Genomic DNA, 16,309 nt, shown 5'->3' on the forward strand with positions numbered 1-16,309 from the left:
GAATCGTCTTATTCAGGGGGATGAGTTTCTTCTGAGAGGTCCTTTTCCTTGACACGAAAAATAGGCTTTTGTTAAGATTGCAATCATATACCAAAATGAATGAGCAGCAGCTTACGGCAAAAGCGATGCCAATCGAAAGTTCTAAGGAGGAATATGTGTTGTGAGGGAAGACAAGTTCGGTAAGGAAGGCTTAACATTTGATGATGTGTTGTTGGTGCCGAGAAAATCTGAAGTGTTCGGTAAGGAGATCGACGTTTCAACAGTTCTGGCGCCTCATGTGAAATTAAACATTCCATTTATTAGCTCGGCTATGGATACAGTGACGGAATCGTCGCTTGCTATTGCTATGGCTCGTGAGGGGGGTATCGGGATCATCCATAAGAATATGACGATTGACCTGCAAGCTGAGCATGTGGACCGCGTGAAGCGTTCGGAGAGTGGGGTTATTACGAATCCTTTCTCCCTAACGCCTGAGCACCATGTCTATGATGCAGAAGAATTAATGGCGAAATATCGGATTTCAGGTGTGCCGATTGTGAATGATGCCAATAAGCTGGTAGGGATTCTGACGAATCGCGACTTGCGTTTTGTGCATGATTATTCAATCAAGATCAAGGAAGTAATGACGCAGGAAGATCTGGTCACGGCTCCGGTAGGAACGACACTTCAGCAGGCAGAAGGTATTCTTCAAAAGCACAAAATTGAGAAATTGCCGCTGGTTGATGATAATTTTGAGCTTAAGGGATTAATTACGATTAAAGATATTGAGAAGGCTATTCAGTTCCCTAACTCGGCAAAAGACGCTCAGGGCCGCTTATTGGTAGGCGCAGCTGTAGGTGTCTCCAAAGATGTCCTTGAACGCGCTGCTGCGCTTGTGAAAGCTGGTATTGATGTTATCGTGGTAGATTCCGCGCACGGCCATCATATTAATATTGCTGAGACGGTTAAAAAGCTAAGAAGCCAATATCCGGAGCTTCCTATTATCGCAGGTAATGTAGCCACGGGTGACGGTACTCGCGATCTCATTCAAGCGGGAGCATCGATGGTGAAGGTAGGCATCGGGCCTGGTTCCATCTGTACAACACGCGTTATCGCGGGGATTGGCGTTCCTCAAATTACGGCAATCTATGATTGCGCGCAAGCTGCGGCAGAATTCGGCGTTCCCATCATTGCAGATGGCGGGATCAAGTATTCTGGAGATGTGGTGAAGGCGATCGCGGCTGGAGCTAGCGCCGTTATGATTGGTAGTCTTTTTGCGGGAACGGATGAGAGCCCGGGAGAATCGGAGATTTTCCAAGGCCGTAAATACAAAGTGTATCGCGGTATGGGTTCCTTGGGAGCCATGAAAGAAGGCAGTAAAGACCGCTATTTCCAAGAGAATGAGAGCAAGCTTGTTCCCGAAGGTATTGAAGGGCGCGTAGCTTACAAAGGTCCTATGGCCGATACTGTATATCAACTGGTAGGCGGACTTCGTTCTGGTATGGGGTATTGTGGAGCGAGAAACATTCCTGAGTTGATTCACGATACGCAATTTATTCGAATTACGGGGGCAGGTCTGAAAGAGAGCCATCCGCATGATATTCAAATTACAAAAGAGGCTCCAAACTACTCCATGTAAGTTTCATAATTCGCTAAAATTTAAAGGCGTGGGAATTGAACCTGCGTCTTCTTTTTTTTGTCTAATGGGGTGTGTTACAATATAAACGGTCATTATATCGCTAGGGAGAGTGAAATTGTGAGATTTTTACGTTTTACAAAGAAAAAGGTTGCTTTGGTGTTAGGTGTTAGTATAATTGCTCAATCCTTACTTTTACATATACAGCCAACGTATGCCGCAGATACCAAAACACCGGCAGCAACGACGGCTCCAGCGGCTGCAACTACGCCGGCAACTGCGTCCAATGAGCCCAAAATTGCTGCTAAGTCTGGAATCGTCATGGAAGCAAGCACAGGCACAGTTCTCTATGAGATGAATGCGGATGAAGCTTTCCCGCCGGCAAGTATGGCGAAGATGATGACAGAGTACTTGGCGATGGAAAGCATTAAAGAAGGCAAGTTCAAATGGGATTCCCCTGTAACAGCAACTAAAAATGCCGCAGACGTTATTGGTTCCGGACAGCTTATTGCTGAAAATGAAACACTGACGTTCAAAGATATGTTTAATGCGATGTCCATCTATTCTGCGAACGATGCTTCCGTGGCTTTTGCTGAATTGCTGGGAGGGACGGAAGAGAATTTTGCTAAAATGATGAATGAGAAAGCCAAGCAACTTGGGATGTCGGACAAAGCTCATTTCATTAGTGCCACAGGACTTTCCCGTGCAGATCTCAAAAATCCTCCCGCATCTATTGAGGGTGAGACCAAAATGACGGCGCGCGATGCGGCTATTCTTGCTTATAATATCCTCAAAGATCATAAGGAAATTCTTGAATTCACGAAAATCCCATCTTTGAAACTAAGACCTACAGATAAGACGCCAATGATCAATTGGAACTGGATGCTGGAAGGCAATCTGACGAACACTAATTTGAAAAAATATGCGTATGCAGGGCTGGATGGGTTGAAAACAGGTTCAACCGATGATGCCGGTTACTGCTTCACAGGAACTGCCGAAAAGAATGGCATGCGTATTATCACGGTTGTGATGGGGACCAAAACAGAGCCGGAGCGTTTTAACGAAACAAGGAAGCTGCTCGACTATGGTTTTAATAATTTTGAAATTAAACCGTTCCTTAATGCGAAGCAGCAAATAGATTCTTTGAAAATCGTAAACATTAAGAAAGGCGTTCAAACTCAAGTCCCTCTTGTGACCAAAACAGGTCTGACGTTCATCGCCAGAAAAGGCGCGAAAGATACTGATTTCACAATAACAGCGGAACCGGTTGAAGAAAGCAAGTTGGTGGCTCCGATTACGAAGGGCGATGCTCTTGGAAAAGTAAAAGTAAGCTACAATGGCCAAGAAAAAACGGTTGATCTTATAGCCGATGACGATGTTCAAAAAGGCAGTTGGATTCGACTGTTGTTCCGCTCCTTCAAAAACTTCTTCAGCGATATGTTTAAAGGGGTCAAAGGCGGCTCGTAGCCCAGAAAATGGGTTGTATAATGCTCCCCCTTCATGTAAAATGATTGTTTAGAAGTTTACTATCGAATCGTGTAGGGAACTGCATGAAATTGTTGAAGTAGGGAGGCTTTGACTTCGTCAAAGTCCCTATAAATGGTATAGGAGGAAATGAAGAATGGAAACAGGAACATCCCGCGTTAAAACAGGTATGGCTGAAATGCAAAAAGGCGGCGTCATTATGGACGTCATGAATGCTGAACAAGCAAAAATCGCAGAAGCAGCTGGTGCATCTGCAGTTATGGCGCTCGAGCGCGTACCTGCTGACATTCGTGCTGCCGGCGGCGTATCCCGCATGGCGGATCCAACAATCGTTGAAGATGTCATGAGAGTTGTTTCGATTCCGGTTATGGCGAAAGCTAGAATTGGGCATTTTGTAGAAGCAAAAGTCCTGGAGTCTCTGGGCGTTGATTATATCGATGAGAGTGAAGTTCTGACTCCTGCGGACGAAGTGTTCCACATTAACAAACGTGACTTCACGGTTCCTTTCGTATGTGGTTGCCGCGATTTAGGCGAAGCTTTGCGTCGTATTGGCGAAGGTGCATCCATGCTTCGTACCAAAGGTGAGCCAGGAACAGGCAATATCGTAGAAGCTGTGCGCCACATGCGTACAATTCAAGGCCAAATTCGCAAAATTCAAGGCATGTCCAAGGATGAGCTGATGTTTGAAGCTAAGAATTTAGGCGCTCCTTACGAATTGTTGCTGCAAGTACATGAATCAGGCAAATTGCCTGTTGTTAACTTCGCGGCTGGCGGTGTAGCTACACCTGCTGATGCTGCGTTGATGATGCACTTGGGTTCAGATGGCGTATTCGTTGGATCCGGTATTTTCAAATCGGACAGCCCTGAGAAATTCGCTAAAGCTATTGTAGAAGCGGTAACGCACTACACGGATTATAAATTGATTGCTGAAATTTCCAAAAACCTCGGTACCCCTATGAAGGGAATCGAAATTTCCAAGCTTCAAGCTTCCGAGCGTATGCAGGAGCGCGGCTGGTAATGACGAAGATTGGGGTCCTCGCGCTGCAAGGCGCGGTAGCGGAGCATATTCGCGGCATTGAGAAGGCGGGTGCTGAGGGCGTTGTAGTTAAACGCACGGAGCAGTTAGCCGACCTAGATGGCATTATTCTTCCCGGTGGAGAAAGTACGACCATCGGCAAGCTGATGCGTACGTACGGCTTCATCGAAGCGCTGCAGGATTTCTCTGCCGCAGGCAAGCCGATCTTCGGTACCTGCGCAGGTCTGATTGTGATCGCGAAAGAGATCACCGGACAGCCGGAAGCCCATCTTGGGCTGATGGATATTACGGTGGCACGCAACGCGTTCGGGCGTCAACGCGAAAGCTTTGAGACGGATCTGCCGATCAAAGGCATCGACGAGAACGTTCGCGCGGTCTTCATTCGCGCCCCACTGATTGAGAAAGTGGGACCGGATGTGGATGTTCTGGCTACGTATGACGGCCAGATCGTAGCGGCGCAGCAAGGGCATCTTCTTGCTGCTTCTTTCCACCCTGAGCTGACGGATGATTTCCGTCTGCACAGCTACTTCTTGGATATGGTACAGCAAAGCAAGCATATATAATGGGACAAGCACCTTGAACTCACCGGATGTGCCGGGAAAGGTGCTTGCTTCCATATTCTAACCATTTTGCGCTAACGGAGGAATCTCCTTGTTTGATGTAAAGTTACTACGCAGTGATTTGGCAGCGGTACAAGCTGCAATGCAAAACCGTGGGAAACAGATTGAAGAGCTTAACGGCTTCACGGAGCTGGATGTTAAGCGGAGAGAGCTGCTGCAAGAGACGGAGCAGCTCAAGAATCGCCGTAATACCGTGTCGCAAGAGGTTGCCGGTCGCAAAAGATCCGGTGAGAATGCGGATGATTTGATTCAAGAAATGAAGGTCGTCGGAGACCGCATTAAAGAACTCGATGACGAGATTCGCGTGTTGGACGAGTCCTTGCAACAGGTACTGCTCTCCATCCCGAATATGCCCCATGCAAGCGTTCCTGTAGGCCGTACAGAAGAAGAGAATGTAGAGCTTCGCCGTATTGGCGAGATTCCACAGTTCGATTATGAAGTGAAGCCGCATTGGGAAGTTGCGCAGGAACTGGGCATTCTGGATTTCGAAGCAGCTGCGAAGGTGACGGGTTCGCGTTTTGTTTTCTACAAAGGCCTTGGGGCCAGGTTGGAGCGGGCTTTGATTAACTTCATGATGGACCTGCACAGTGATGAGCATGGTTATGAAGAAATGCTGCCTCCTTATATCGTAAACCGTGACAGCTTAACGGGAACGGGACAGCTTCCTAAGTTTGAGGAAGATGTGTTTAAAATACAGGATTCGGATTATTTCCTGATTCCGACAGCAGAAGTTCCGGTGACCAATTATCACCGCGAAGATATTCTAACGAATGATCAGCTGCCGGTGAATTTCGTGGCTTTCAGTGCTTGCTTCCGTTCGGAAGCGGGATCTGCGGGCAGAGATACCCGCGGCTTAATCAGACAGCATCAATTCAACAAAATTGAGCTTGTTAAGCTGGTTAAACCCGAAGACTCCTATGAGGAGCTAGAGAAGCTTACAGGGCATGCTGAGCGCGTCTTGCAGCTATTGAAGCTGCCGTACCGCGTGTTGTCTCTGTGCACTGGCGATATTGGCTTCACATCCGCGAAAACGTACGATCTAGAGGTCTGGCTGCCGAACAGCGGCGCTTACCGTGAGATCTCGTCATGCAGCAACTTCGAGGACTTCCAAGCTCGCAGAGCTAATATTCGCTTCCGCCGCGATGCGAAGGCGAAGCCGGAATTCGTACATACATTGAACGGATCAGGCTTGGCGCTTGGTCGCACGGTGGCCGCGATCCTTGAGAATTACCAACAAGCGGACGGTTCGATCGTTGTTCCGGACGTCCTTATTCCTTACATGAATGGCATAAAAGTGATCACAAAAAAATAGCACTTGATTCTACCCTAGAATTCATGCTACAATGCTTTTTGTCACTGCACAAGGTTGTCTCCTTACTGGGAGACACCTATCGTGGAGAGGTGGTCGAGTGGTTTAAGGCAGCGGTCTTGAAAACCGCCGAGGTGCAAGCCTCCGTGGGTTCGAATCCCACCCTCTCCGTAACCATGGTAATACCCCATAGATTACTGCTATCGGGGCATAATTGACTGAAACGCGCTGTACTGTTGAATAAACGGTATGGTGCGTTTTTTTGTGTTCATGACCGTTGGACTAGAATCCAACTGGAGGAACGACTTATGAGCGAAAATACAGTGAAAACAAGCCGTAAACGTGGGCAAAGAAAGAATAATTTAGATATACCTCAGCGGTTTTTAGACCGTCTCACCGAAGCGGTCTTAGAAACACCCCACCATACCCCCCAAGAAGCAGAGAAGCCACTACACGATGTTTTGACTTTAGATAAATTGTTTAACCGTTATTATTCGGCTAGGCAAGCGGCAGGAGCGGCAGAACGAACTCTAGAGGATTACAGGAAGCATATGAATTGGCTACGCCGCTTCTTGGCTTTAGAGTACAGCGGTCTCGATAACTTTGTACCAAATCGAGACGTAATACGCACATGGATTTCTTATATGCTGACCGCCCAAAAGCTAAAAACCTCAACAATAAACATTAGGTTGAGAACAATCAAGGCAATGTTCAACTGGTCTATGAGCGAAAGGCTTATTAAAGAGTCCCCTTTTGACAATGTTCATTTATTAAAGGTGCCAGAAGAAGAATTTCAAGTAATCAGTAAGACACAGGAACGGCGATTATTTGAATGTTGTGACCTTAAAACCCTTACTGGATTACGTGATGCATTAGTAATGTCTTTTCTATTTGATACAGGAGTTCGTATTGGAGAATGTTTGAGGATTTCTGTAGGGGAAGTTGATTTACAGAATCGCTCTGTAACTATCCGCGCTGAGTCAGCCAAGACACGTAAGGCAAGGACGGTTTACTTTGGTAAAAGAACACAAGAAATGCTTGCTATTTACCTTGCTTGGCATGAGAAGAACGGACAAGTCCCCAATTTGTTCCTCAATGAGTTTGGTCAACCCTTAGATAAAGAATGGGCAAGCAAACGCATAAATGCCATTGGCAAAAAGGCTAAGATTACAGGTGTTCGCATTAGCCCCCACACTTTTAGACATACGTTTGCTACTCGTTACATAAAAGCAACTGGCGACCCTTTTTCTCTACGCCGCTTGCTTGGACATTCCACTTTAGAAATGACCAACCGTTACGTTAATCAGGATAACGCCGATGTTCGTGGGCAATATGAAAAGTTCATGAAGGGGGACTAAACGATGAGTAACGAGACTAATGAGATATTTGACGCTACCATTTCATACAACCGCTTATTATGGATTATGGATGATGAGTCATCAGACAAATTAATAGCCATCATACAAGCCCATTTATGCCTTGTTAAAGAACATCTCTGCAATGACACATTACCAGATCGTAAAGAAGCCATAAGAGCCGATATTGAGCGCCTGAGGGCGGAGCGGTCGGCTATCTTGCTATCGTTTAATGAGGCGGAGGTAGAAAATCAGCATGGAGAATTACGAAATTCTTGTCGAACAAGAAGATAAGCTTTGCAGTCAAGTAGGGGGAGATGCCAAATCGTTATCCAGAAGTTGTTTGGTTTCCATCATATGAGAACGGGGCGGTATTGAACAAACAAAATATTACTTGCTGTTTACGACACTGAACATACGCTAAAAGTTGATTTAGTGTTACTACGGATGGAGAAATACTACTGCGCGGCTCACAAGAATATTGTTTCGTCTTCTGAGTAACCGCCCAAACTCTTATAGCCTGACACATCACTGTGTGTTGGGCTTTTTGTGTTGTATCTTTATACCCTAAATTCTCCTCTACTCCCAAACTCCAAAATGGTATTATACCCTGCTATAACCTGTACATTGAACTAAAATTAGTATGCGGAAATACCCTAATTTTCAATGAAAATGGTTATCTTCGTTCCCTCTCCCCTTCTTGAATTAATATGACCCGTACTAATTAGATAATTAGAGATTGTATGATATTTCAACGTATCTTTGTTAATTTTGCAAACGGCTTTCTTATAATGTGACTGTAACAAAATCACGAATGAAAGGAGCAGTTCAAATGGAACGATTATTCACTATTAAAGAGACGATGGATATCCTCCAGTTATCTTACACCACGGTGTACAACATGTGCCAAAACGCTACTCTACCTAGCGTAAAAGTAGGCGGCAGTATTCGAGTACCACAAGAAAGTCTGAGGAACTTCATCCTCAATAACACTACAGGAGGTCAACAATAATGGAAGATATGAAAACTTACCTTGGTCAGTTGTACTCCGCCGATGAAGTAGCAATACTCCTGAACATTGAAATGCAGACGTGTTACAAGTGGCTCCGCGAGGGGCGAATTAAAGGAATGAAACTAGCTGACTCCTTGTGGCGTGTTAGAGAAGCAGATTTAAAGTTGTTTGTAGAGCAAGCAATCGAGGGAGGGAGACGATAAGAGTGGAAAAACTCTACACTATAGCAACAATTGCTCATAAACTATCGGCTTCTAATCGTGGACGGTTCGTGAGTGAAGAAACTGTAATGACTTGGGTAAGAAGCGGTTCCCTGCAAGCCTGTAGAGTACCCAATAACAAGCGAGGGTATGGTCGATACCCTTACTTAGTTGAGGAAGCCCACCTAGTCAAAGTGCTTCAAGAAAAGGGTTATGATACTACGCTTGTCGTACCGAATGCTGAGTAAGCTGAATACTGCTCCAATGATGCAAGAAAGCCCCTGCTGAGTGAAGGCAGGGGCAATAAAGAAAGCGACGTGCCTTTATTATAAGCACTTCCTTTCGCAACTTAACCCCCTCATGCAACGATGACTAGCTTGTGAGGGTTATTTTTTTACCCTCAACTGTCACTAACTTATAACAATTCAAGGGGGATATGACAATGAAAGAGATTTACAGCCGTAAAGAAGCCGCTAAGGTTGCAGGAGTCAGCCAAAGAACGATTTTAAGGGCGATACAAACGCGTCAGCTTAATGCTGTTAAGTTTGGCGAAGGTAAGACCTGCTCATACATGATAAGCCGCTTAGCCATTGCAGAGTACATCCAAAGAAGGGGTCGGAAATAATGGCGAAGAAATTCATTGATGATATAATATATGAAGGGGCAAGAGGCAGTCACATAACACCGAATGTAGACAGATATTTAACTATCCCCGAAAACGTCAAAAGGTGCTATTATCTTGAAGCAAATGAGAAGCTAGTTCTATTCGAACTGTACTCGTGGGCTAAGGATGATGGGAAATGCCAAATAGCAATGGACTTGGTTTCATTGAAACTGGGTATCTCTGAAAGAACGGTAAGAACGTGCGTGAAGAAACTTGCGGAGAAGAAGTTTCTTCAGGTGAGCAAGCAGGGCAGGTCGAATGTCTACACGTTCGAAAATCTCAAGGACAACCCCTACCTTATTCTCTCTGAATTTATCCATGCGTTTGTAAAAAGCCACTACTACAGATCAGGACTACGTCAAGCTGAAGAATGGATTCAATCTGTGGGAGACGAAGGCTGTCGTGTATGGAGAGAAGCAGTAGTAGACACCTTGGCTAAGGAAGCCAAGAAAGAGAAATTCTACGAGCCGTATGTACTGAAACTGAAGCAATTCCCCGATGACTATAACAATATTTTATCTGGCTTTGAAGATGAGTTATTGGATTTCGTCCTTGAAGCCGCCAACAAAAAGGCATCTAAGTTAAAGAGTGACTCCGAAGCTGTAGAGTAAGGGGAATTACTTTCCCCTTTAAAAGGGGAAAAGATTGCCTATCAAAGCGGCAAATCTTTCCGTTGACGGTTTTCCATAGAGGAAAATAATTCCCCGAACTTGCGACCTCAGCGGAAAAATGTTCCCCACTATTACTTACACTTATAAAGATATTAAAGACACTTAAAGAAAAAGAGATTAAGAACACCAAAAAACACGCCGCATGTCGGCGACGAGGTTTTCGCTTCGCTCAGTTCTTGGATGAAGTTGTTTTTACATCATTCTTCCCAAATGAGATACGGCAGAGCCACCGCCCCTCCTACAAACTTATTTCCCCCACTTCTATTATTGCGTAGAATTATTGCGTGGAATAGTAATTCTATGCTATTATCAGCCTATAAGTTCCCCCATATCGGGGCAAATCGGGCAAATAACAGGCTGAAAATGTTGCGTAGAATTATTTAAGCCTTTTTTATGGGGAGAGATAAGTATGTTAGACGAATTTATTATCGAAGGTTTACGGGGGAAGAGCGTAGCAACGGTAAAGACCTACCGCCATGCTCTGCAACAGTTCAGCCTGTGGCTTGATGGTTGCGGAACTACTTTAGAGCATTTTAGCCGTACTGACGTTCAACAGTATGTTACATACATGGCATGTAAGAAGAAAACCGCCGCTACCATTAACAAAGTCTACAGTGCCATTAAGAAATTTTGTAGGTGGGCTAAGAAGCTAGATTGCATTGAGGAAGTACATATTATTAAAGCCCCTGACTACAAGCAGACCGCCCCAAAAGCACTAGACAAGCTCGAGAGGAAACGTCTTGAGCGTGAGGTAAACCGAAGCGGAAACAAACGAGATTATGCTATCGTCATGACCTTACTTCATACGGGCTTGAGGGTATCCGAATTGGTCGCACTAGACAGGTCAGACGTTGACCTAAGCGAACGTAAAGGCGAGTTGAGGGTAATGTCAGGTAAAGGAAACAAAGCCCGTAAATTGCCCCTAGACGTTGATGCAAGGTGGGCTATTAATAAATACCTTGAGGAAAGGACAGACGATAACGAAGCCTTGTTTATTAGTAATAGAGACAAGCGAATTAGCGTTAGAAGCGTTCAGCACCTATTAGAGCAACATGACATTCACACTCACCAACTACGTCATACTTTTATAACTGGGCTTGTCAGGGCAAATGAGGATATTGCAGTCATTCAATCGCTGAGTGGACATAACTCAGCGGACATGATATTACGCTATTCTAAACCAACAGAAGAAGATAAGCTAAGAGCCGTTGAAAGGCTGTATAAAGATTGATGCAAAGAAGTGCTACCTTAAAATTAAATTAGGTGGCACTTCTTTGGCGTTTTGTTACTAGCCATTTAGATGCAACATTTACAGATAAAGTTCTTTCACCATACCGATGGGGAAATTTGCTCAGAAGTATTATTCCAAATTGTGGTATAATAGAAATAAGAGATTTATGTGGGAACATGTTAGGGGAGTAGAAGCCGTTGCTATTAAACCAAGTATTCGGGTTGCCGTTCCATCAGCCGGAGGTTGATTTTCTAATACCAAATTTGAATGAGGACTTGCAACTTTATGTCGACCCCTTTTTATTCTATAAAAGCGGTAATCCAGAGTATCAAGCAGTACATTCAACGATTCGACAATTCTTTAGCATTGCGATTGAACAAATAAGATTAGGGCGTAATGACGTCGCTCAAAGGATGTTACATTTCCCAGAGGTTGAAGAAACAATGCTAGGCGTTAGTTCGGGAACGCATAAAGGGCGAGGTATGGGTGATTCAAGAGGTAAGATTATTTACCGAGAGATTATCTCAAATCCTAACATTCTCGAATATGGAGTAAGCCACTTAGCTGAGATGCAATTATTGATTGAAGGTGTTGGATTTGACATGGTAAGTGACATGTGTACAAATATTGCAAAGCCTTTTTTTGTGGACTATACACAGCGGCAGTGTAAAATGCATAACATCCCAATGGTTCAGGGTCTTTCCCTAGGACATGTCTTCGACTGGGAAGAGCATGATTGGGATGACCAACATGTAGAATTGCCAGTCAATCCAAATACAGGTTATCCAATCCTGCTAGTCCCGAAGGCGGTAGTTCGGAGATTTGAGGATATTGATTACAAAGACTTTTGGAATACAACTTACAGATATATTTTAAGGGATATAGAAGTGGAAAAATCTGTTCGTGCCATAGGTCGTGAACCAAAGATTACGTGGAAGGAAATAAATGAGAAGTATAATTTCTGCAAAAAAACTGTTGTAGAAGTTCTGCATGAACAACCCGAGCTAATGAAGCAGTATTTACAAGAGAAAGATAGAACAACACATGAAACGGTTGTTCCTGTTGATCTAGACTCTGTGGAGGGAACTGATATCACTAGAAATACTGCTAAAGAGTTTAAAGATGAACTGGCATTAATAAGACCAGGAAATAAAGATGCAAAAAAATACGAATCCTTATTGCTTAGGATTTTAACAACATTATTTTCACCACCACTAGCTGACCCCCATTCTCAAGTAACGACTGTAGATGGTAGAGAAATTATTGATATTACCTTTTATAACTCGGCGAATCATGGTTTTTGGAACGATATAAAAACGAAGCATGGAAGTATTATTATCGTCATTGAACTAAAGAACATGGAGGACTTAAATAACGAAGAGTATTTCCAAATCTCTAATAGACTTAACGACAAAGTTGGGAAATTCGGGATATTAATTGCAAGGAAGAAAGATAAACTAGATGTTCAAAGGGCTTACAGAAGATTTAATCAAGATCAGAAGGTTATACTGACGTTTACTGATGAGGATATAATTCAGATGTTGGATAACTTTCAACAAGGATTGAATCCTTCTCTTTATATAAACCAAATGTACAGAAAGTTTGTGGAGGAAGCATGATAAAAAAACCAATAATAGAAGAACAAACTTATACAGATCACAGGAATATTGCTACGCAATTAGAAAGTGTATACCAAGAGATAAACAAACTGGCAACGAAAAAACCAACTGAAAAGATTACAGCAATGATTTCTAATAAAATTAATCACTTAATTATTAAGGTAAAGTCAGTAGTTACTTCGGATGAATTTTTAGATGCTATCGAAACAGTACCTGTTGAAGGAAACCTGATTCGTCTTGATGAAACCCTAATTCTTTTAGGAGAATTAAGGGGGATTATGGACAAGCAATGGGGAAGCGAAAATTTTAAAGAGTTCAGGAATTATCACTCTCGAAGACATGATAATCAAGTCTTAAGGTAAGCTATTGCTATACTACCTTACCTTTTCCCAAAGGTGGTATTTTGTTTTAAATTGTCCACAGTAGCCAGACCCATGGTGAAAATTTGGAATACACATGGACTTTGTTCTTGAGAAAACAACTTTATTTTAATATCAGCGAATATTGACTCTCACTCAATACAAGCCAACGGCGGAAGACACGATATGAGGCGTTGATGGGCTGTGTAAGGATTGAATGAAGCTGAGTCACCCACAAGTAGGGGTGGCTCTTTTGTTTTGCTCTACGGGTCTTGTATGGCTTCATTATAGACCCCACCCCTTACCGAATGAATTGTTTTTTGTTGCCGCGGCGGAGTTTACCCTCGTTTTATCCGTACAAAAAAATTCTGGAATTGCGGTGTACGTACATGGGTTTTCAACCCTGACAATGGACGGGAATCGCTCTTTTGTTGTTCATACAATAGAAAAACTATATTGTAAATACCATTTTAATATAGCATAATACAAAATTTGTAAATTAATTTTATTCGTGATACTGTTAGCTTGTTGAATTGAATCACTTTTGAAGAATTATAGGGAGGGGGGGGGGGAGTATGAATGTTCTTTTAATAATAGTCCTTAGTATTTCAGTTGTACTTTCTGTAATAACAAGCTTTATTAATTGGAAGACTTTAAGATTAATTAAGAAGCAAGGTTAACGATGACTTAACCATGGATTCAGAAACCAAAGTACGAAGAAAAGCACGGGGGATTTTAGAGTATGAGTGAGAAACGTGTGCGATGGACGATAAGTTTGCGACAAAAAGATAAACAATTGTTTGAGCATTTCGAAGTTTTAGGAACAGGAGACAGGTCAGCAGAATCTAGGAGATTAATGTATCTCGGTCTTTCCCTCATTGACATGATTAAGGAAGAAGAAGTCTCTTTAAAAGAAATATTTTCACTTGACCCTTCCAAATTTATTATTGTCATTAAGCCTAAGTAGGTAAGATGAAAGCCGTTAAAAAGCTGTATAAGGACTAATAAAAGCTGTGTCTCCTTTCTTAAAGGTGGCACATTTTTGCTTTCAGAAGCAAGTTAGAAAGGCTTACAGGGGGAGCTAATGTAAATGAATTTTATGGTAAGGGGACTCAATATTGATTGATAGAATTGACATTAAGGGCATTCGCTACAGATATATCCATGGGAATAACAGAATTGATGGTTAATGCGGAGGCGGACTTATATAAAGGATAAAAATGGAGTCACATTTTTATTTCAACGTCAAAAAAGTTCGTAAGTAAAGGCATATAGAAGTGTCAATAAACTAATCAATGATAGTTTCTGAGTATCTCATTGCGTAAAGGAGGTACTTTTAAAATGGATGGACAAAGCTATCTTAGGTAATAAGAACACGCGTTTTCGTTTCATCCGGCATCATGCCAGAAGGCGTTGAGAGCTATTTTAAGGCATTTTAACTAAATGATGCGTATTTATATTAAAATGCTTCTAAAATGCAAAGGAGAGTCGTTTTTGTGCGTTTGAGAGGCAAATAAAACATTAGTGTGTTGACAAACACAAATAGACCATGATATAGTAAAATCAAGGTCAGAAAAGTACTAGATTATGTAATTTAGATAAAATCATTGATAGTTTTTGATGCTGGAACATCAAAACTAATATTGTTCATTATACAACCTTGGTGGAGTTGTTATCTTTAAAGTTGGTTACTTTTAAGATAATATCAAATGTTCATTCTGAAAGCAAGACATAATTATTAAAATGAGCAAAAAGTCACCCTTGATGTACATAATGTTCCATTGATATATCTCCCAATGACAAGGAGGATAGGTGGTAATTGGGCATAATCCTGTATATTTTCGCCTATAAAATTAAGGTTATGAAAGGCAGGAATGTACAATGGCTATTTTATCAGCAAGATTTATAGTTGATGGACAATTTAATCGGGAGTACACAACTAGTCAAATTGACTCTCAGTTGTATCAAAATACTCTAAGGGACTATTTATACTGTCCTACTCCAAATTGTCCCTCAAGAGTGAGTTATATCAATAGGAGGCGCCCCTTCTTAAAGACATGGAATGGTGATGACCATGACCCCAATTGTATTCACGCTTTTGAAAGATTGCGTGGAAGAGTAGGCGTTGACACAACCCGATTCATTAATGTTGAACTGTCGCCTGAAAGAAAGAAAAGAGCACTTAAGGAGGCTCTTGCACAGTATAATATGACTGAGGAAGAACGAGAACAGCAGAGGTTGAAAAAAGTAAATAGAAGGAATAATCCTACGACGGTTGAAAAAACGTCGCAACCTTCTGCTAAATTGGTTCTTGTTAATGGGGACATCACTGTAGGGGAAGAGAAAACTGGGTTTCGTGGGCCGAATCTTCCTAAAAGAACGCCTGATATGTTAAAGGATTCGGATGAAAAGAGACCACGTCTGATAATGGGACTTGTAAAGGATGTTAAATTGCTTGGCTCTACTGCGGAGATAATAATAGTAGAAAAGGGCATAGACATTCATGTAAAGTTTGAAGAGGTCTTTCATGTGAACAGTCCCACATTTTCAGGGTTATTCCATCTTATAAATCGCTATTTATCGGATGTTAAAAGGGTAGTATTTACAGGGATTGGTGAAACCAAACTCTCTTCTGATGGTACTCACTACGAGTTATCTGTCTTTTACGGTGAAGATTTTGAAGTGAACGGAATGATGTTAACAGTACTCGCGGCTCATTATGCTAGAGGCGCCTAAAGCATAAATTGCACTAATTAATTTTGTTCCATCCTTTGCATTTTTGTGGAGGGTGGATTTTTTATAGGTTGACTCGTGGTTTGAAAAATAATAAGATGAAACTGTCAGACGGTCATGAGTAAAACTAAACGCTTAAACATAAACCGCCGTAGCGGTTCAACAATAAAGTGCTATAAACTCAGTCAGGATAAGGGTCGGGGGGCTTTTCTAGTGAAAAGCGGTCTTGAAAACCGCCGAGGTCGCAAGGTCTCCGTGGGTTCGAATCCCACCCTCTCCGTAACCATGGTAATACCCCAACTAAGAAGTCATGCGATTCCTTTGAATCGTGTGGCTTTTTTTGTTGCATTTTTTTGTTTCTTTTACAAATAAAACATAATAATTTTACACAAAGTGTGTA

General features: G+C 42.5%; 17 protein-coding genes and 2 tRNA genes. All 19 read left to right on the plus strand.

All coding sequences use genetic code 11. The annotated features are described in order from the left end of the window. Positions 1 to 160 precede the first annotated feature (160 nt). Positions 161 to 1,618 carry an IMP dehydrogenase gene (guaB, locus tag LOZ80_RS31515; protein ID WP_238168287.1) on the plus strand — a complete coding sequence of 486 codons (1,458 nt, stop codon included), beginning with the start codon at positions 161 to 163 and terminating at the stop codon, positions 1,616 to 1,618. Positions 1,619 to 1,735: 117 nt separating this feature from the next. Next, positions 1,736 to 3,082 carry a D-alanyl-D-alanine carboxypeptidase family protein gene (locus LOZ80_RS31520; RefSeq protein ID WP_238168288.1) on the plus strand — a complete coding sequence of 449 codons (1,347 nt, stop codon included), beginning with the start codon at positions 1,736 to 1,738 and terminating at the stop codon, positions 3,080 to 3,082. Between the two features lie 154 nt (positions 3,083 to 3,236). Next, on the plus strand, positions 3,237 to 4,118 hold the full coding sequence (gene pdxS, locus LOZ80_RS31525) for a pyridoxal 5'-phosphate synthase lyase subunit PdxS (protein ID WP_079416924.1): 882 nt from the start codon (positions 3,237 to 3,239) through the stop codon (positions 4,116 to 4,118). Next, complete coding sequence (gene pdxT, locus LOZ80_RS31530; protein WP_238168289.1) at positions 4,118 to 4,699, plus strand: pyridoxal 5'-phosphate synthase glutaminase subunit PdxT; 582 nt, start codon at positions 4,118 to 4,120, stop codon at positions 4,697 to 4,699. The genes pdxS and pdxT overlap by 1 nt, the downstream gene beginning before the upstream one ends. A gap of 88 nt (positions 4,700 to 4,787) precedes the next feature. After that, the gene (serS, locus tag LOZ80_RS31535) at positions 4,788 to 6,068 is read left to right on the plus strand and encodes a serine--tRNA ligase (RefSeq protein ID WP_238168290.1); all 1,281 of its coding nucleotides are present in this window, start codon (positions 4,788 to 4,790) and stop codon (positions 6,066 to 6,068) included. 83 nt (positions 6,069 to 6,151) lie between these two features. After that, a tRNA-Ser gene (locus LOZ80_RS31540) sits at positions 6,152 to 6,236 on the plus strand. Positions 6,237 to 6,373: 137 nt separating this feature from the next. Next, positions 6,374 to 7,423, plus strand: coding sequence for a tyrosine-type recombinase/integrase (locus LOZ80_RS31545; RefSeq protein ID WP_238168291.1), 1,050 nt, complete (start codon positions 6,374 to 6,376; stop codon positions 7,421 to 7,423). 3 nt (positions 7,424 to 7,426) lie between these two features. Next, positions 7,427 to 7,714 (plus strand): hypothetical protein, encoded by a 288-nt coding sequence (locus LOZ80_RS31550; RefSeq protein WP_238168292.1) that lies wholly within the window; start codon positions 7,427 to 7,429, stop codon positions 7,712 to 7,714. Positions 7,715 to 8,252: 538 nt separating this feature from the next. Next, complete coding sequence (locus LOZ80_RS39615; protein ID WP_443146991.1) at positions 8,253 to 8,432, plus strand: helix-turn-helix domain-containing protein; 180 nt, start codon at positions 8,253 to 8,255, stop codon at positions 8,430 to 8,432. Next, positions 8,432 to 8,635, plus strand: coding sequence for a helix-turn-helix domain-containing protein (locus tag LOZ80_RS31555; RefSeq protein WP_238168293.1), 204 nt, complete (start codon positions 8,432 to 8,434; stop codon positions 8,633 to 8,635). The genes LOZ80_RS39615 and LOZ80_RS31555 overlap by 1 nt, the downstream gene beginning before the upstream one ends. A 2-nt stretch (positions 8,636 to 8,637) precedes the next feature. Further along, positions 8,638 to 8,880, plus strand: coding sequence for a hypothetical protein (locus LOZ80_RS31560; RefSeq protein WP_238168294.1), 243 nt, complete (start codon positions 8,638 to 8,640; stop codon positions 8,878 to 8,880). 194 nt (positions 8,881 to 9,074) lie between these two features. Beyond that, positions 9,075 to 9,257, plus strand: a complete 183-nt coding sequence (locus LOZ80_RS31565; protein ID WP_238168295.1) for a helix-turn-helix domain-containing protein — start codon at positions 9,075 to 9,077, stop codon at positions 9,255 to 9,257. After that, positions 9,257 to 9,907 carry a BlaI/MecI/CopY family transcriptional regulator gene (locus tag LOZ80_RS31570; protein WP_238168296.1) on the plus strand — a complete coding sequence of 217 codons (651 nt, stop codon included), beginning with the start codon at positions 9,257 to 9,259 and terminating at the stop codon, positions 9,905 to 9,907. The genes LOZ80_RS31565 and LOZ80_RS31570 overlap by 1 nt, the downstream gene beginning before the upstream one ends. A 469-nt stretch (positions 9,908 to 10,376) precedes the next feature. After that, the gene (locus tag LOZ80_RS31575; RefSeq protein WP_238168297.1) at positions 10,377 to 11,198 is read left to right on the plus strand and encodes a tyrosine-type recombinase/integrase; all 822 of its coding nucleotides are present in this window, start codon (positions 10,377 to 10,379) and stop codon (positions 11,196 to 11,198) included. Between the two features lie 197 nt (positions 11,199 to 11,395). Next, positions 11,396 to 12,817 (plus strand): hypothetical protein, encoded by a 1,422-nt coding sequence (locus LOZ80_RS31580; RefSeq protein ID WP_238168298.1) that lies wholly within the window; start codon positions 11,396 to 11,398, stop codon positions 12,815 to 12,817. Next, complete coding sequence (locus LOZ80_RS31585) at positions 12,814 to 13,179, plus strand: hypothetical protein (RefSeq protein WP_238168299.1); 366 nt, start codon at positions 12,814 to 12,816, stop codon at positions 13,177 to 13,179. The genes LOZ80_RS31580 and LOZ80_RS31585 overlap by 4 nt, the downstream gene beginning before the upstream one ends. A gap of 739 nt (positions 13,180 to 13,918) precedes the next feature. Continuing rightward, positions 13,919 to 14,143: a hypothetical protein gene (locus LOZ80_RS31590; RefSeq protein WP_238168300.1), complete on the plus strand. Its 225-nt coding sequence runs from the start codon at positions 13,919 to 13,921 to the stop codon at positions 14,141 to 14,143. A gap of 914 nt (positions 14,144 to 15,057) precedes the next feature. Next, positions 15,058 to 15,912 (plus strand): hypothetical protein, encoded by an 855-nt coding sequence (locus LOZ80_RS31595; protein ID WP_238168301.1) that lies wholly within the window; start codon positions 15,058 to 15,060, stop codon positions 15,910 to 15,912. Positions 15,913 to 16,097: 185 nt separating this feature from the next. Beyond that, a tRNA-OTHER gene (locus LOZ80_RS31600) sits at positions 16,098 to 16,189 on the plus strand. The last annotated feature ends 120 nt before the right edge of the window (positions 16,190 to 16,309 follow it).

The sequence above is a fragment of the Paenibacillus sp. HWE-109 genome (genome assembly GCF_022163125.1).
Classification (GTDB): Bacteria; Bacillota; Bacilli; order Paenibacillales; family NBRC-103111; genus Paenibacillus_E.

Bases quoted from the DNA above. Each gene is read 5' to 3' on its own strand.
- LOZ80_RS31590 (WP_238168300.1), top strand. From the start codon at position 13,919: ATGAGTGAGAAACGTGTGCGATGGACGATAAGTTTGCGACAAAAAGAT.
- LOZ80_RS31585 (WP_238168299.1), top strand. From the start codon at position 12,814: ATGATAAAAAAACCAATAATAGAAGAACAAACTTATACAGATCACAGG.
- LOZ80_RS39615 (WP_443146991.1), top strand. From the start codon at position 8,253: ATGGAACGATTATTCACTATTAAAGAGACGATGGATATCCTCCAGTTA.
- LOZ80_RS31595 (WP_238168301.1), top strand. From the start codon at position 15,058: ATGGCTATTTTATCAGCAAGATTTATAGTTGATGGACAATTTAATCGG.
- pdxT (WP_238168289.1), top strand. From the start codon at position 4,118: ATGACGAAGATTGGGGTCCTCGCGCTGCAAGGCGCGGTAGCGGAGCAT.
- pdxS (WP_079416924.1), top strand. From the start codon at position 3,237: ATGGAAACAGGAACATCCCGCGTTAAAACAGGTATGGCTGAAATGCAA.
- LOZ80_RS31555 (WP_238168293.1), top strand. From the start codon at position 8,432: ATGGAAGATATGAAAACTTACCTTGGTCAGTTGTACTCCGCCGATGAA.
- LOZ80_RS31565 (WP_238168295.1), top strand. From the start codon at position 9,075: ATGAAAGAGATTTACAGCCGTAAAGAAGCCGCTAAGGTTGCAGGAGTC.
- LOZ80_RS31575 (WP_238168297.1), top strand. From the start codon at position 10,377: ATGTTAGACGAATTTATTATCGAAGGTTTACGGGGGAAGAGCGTAGCA.
- LOZ80_RS31570 (WP_238168296.1), top strand. From the start codon at position 9,257: ATGGCGAAGAAATTCATTGATGATATAATATATGAAGGGGCAAGAGGC.
- LOZ80_RS31545 (WP_238168291.1), top strand. From the start codon at position 6,374: ATGAGCGAAAATACAGTGAAAACAAGCCGTAAACGTGGGCAAAGAAAG.
- LOZ80_RS31550 (WP_238168292.1), top strand. From the start codon at position 7,427: ATGAGTAACGAGACTAATGAGATATTTGACGCTACCATTTCATACAAC.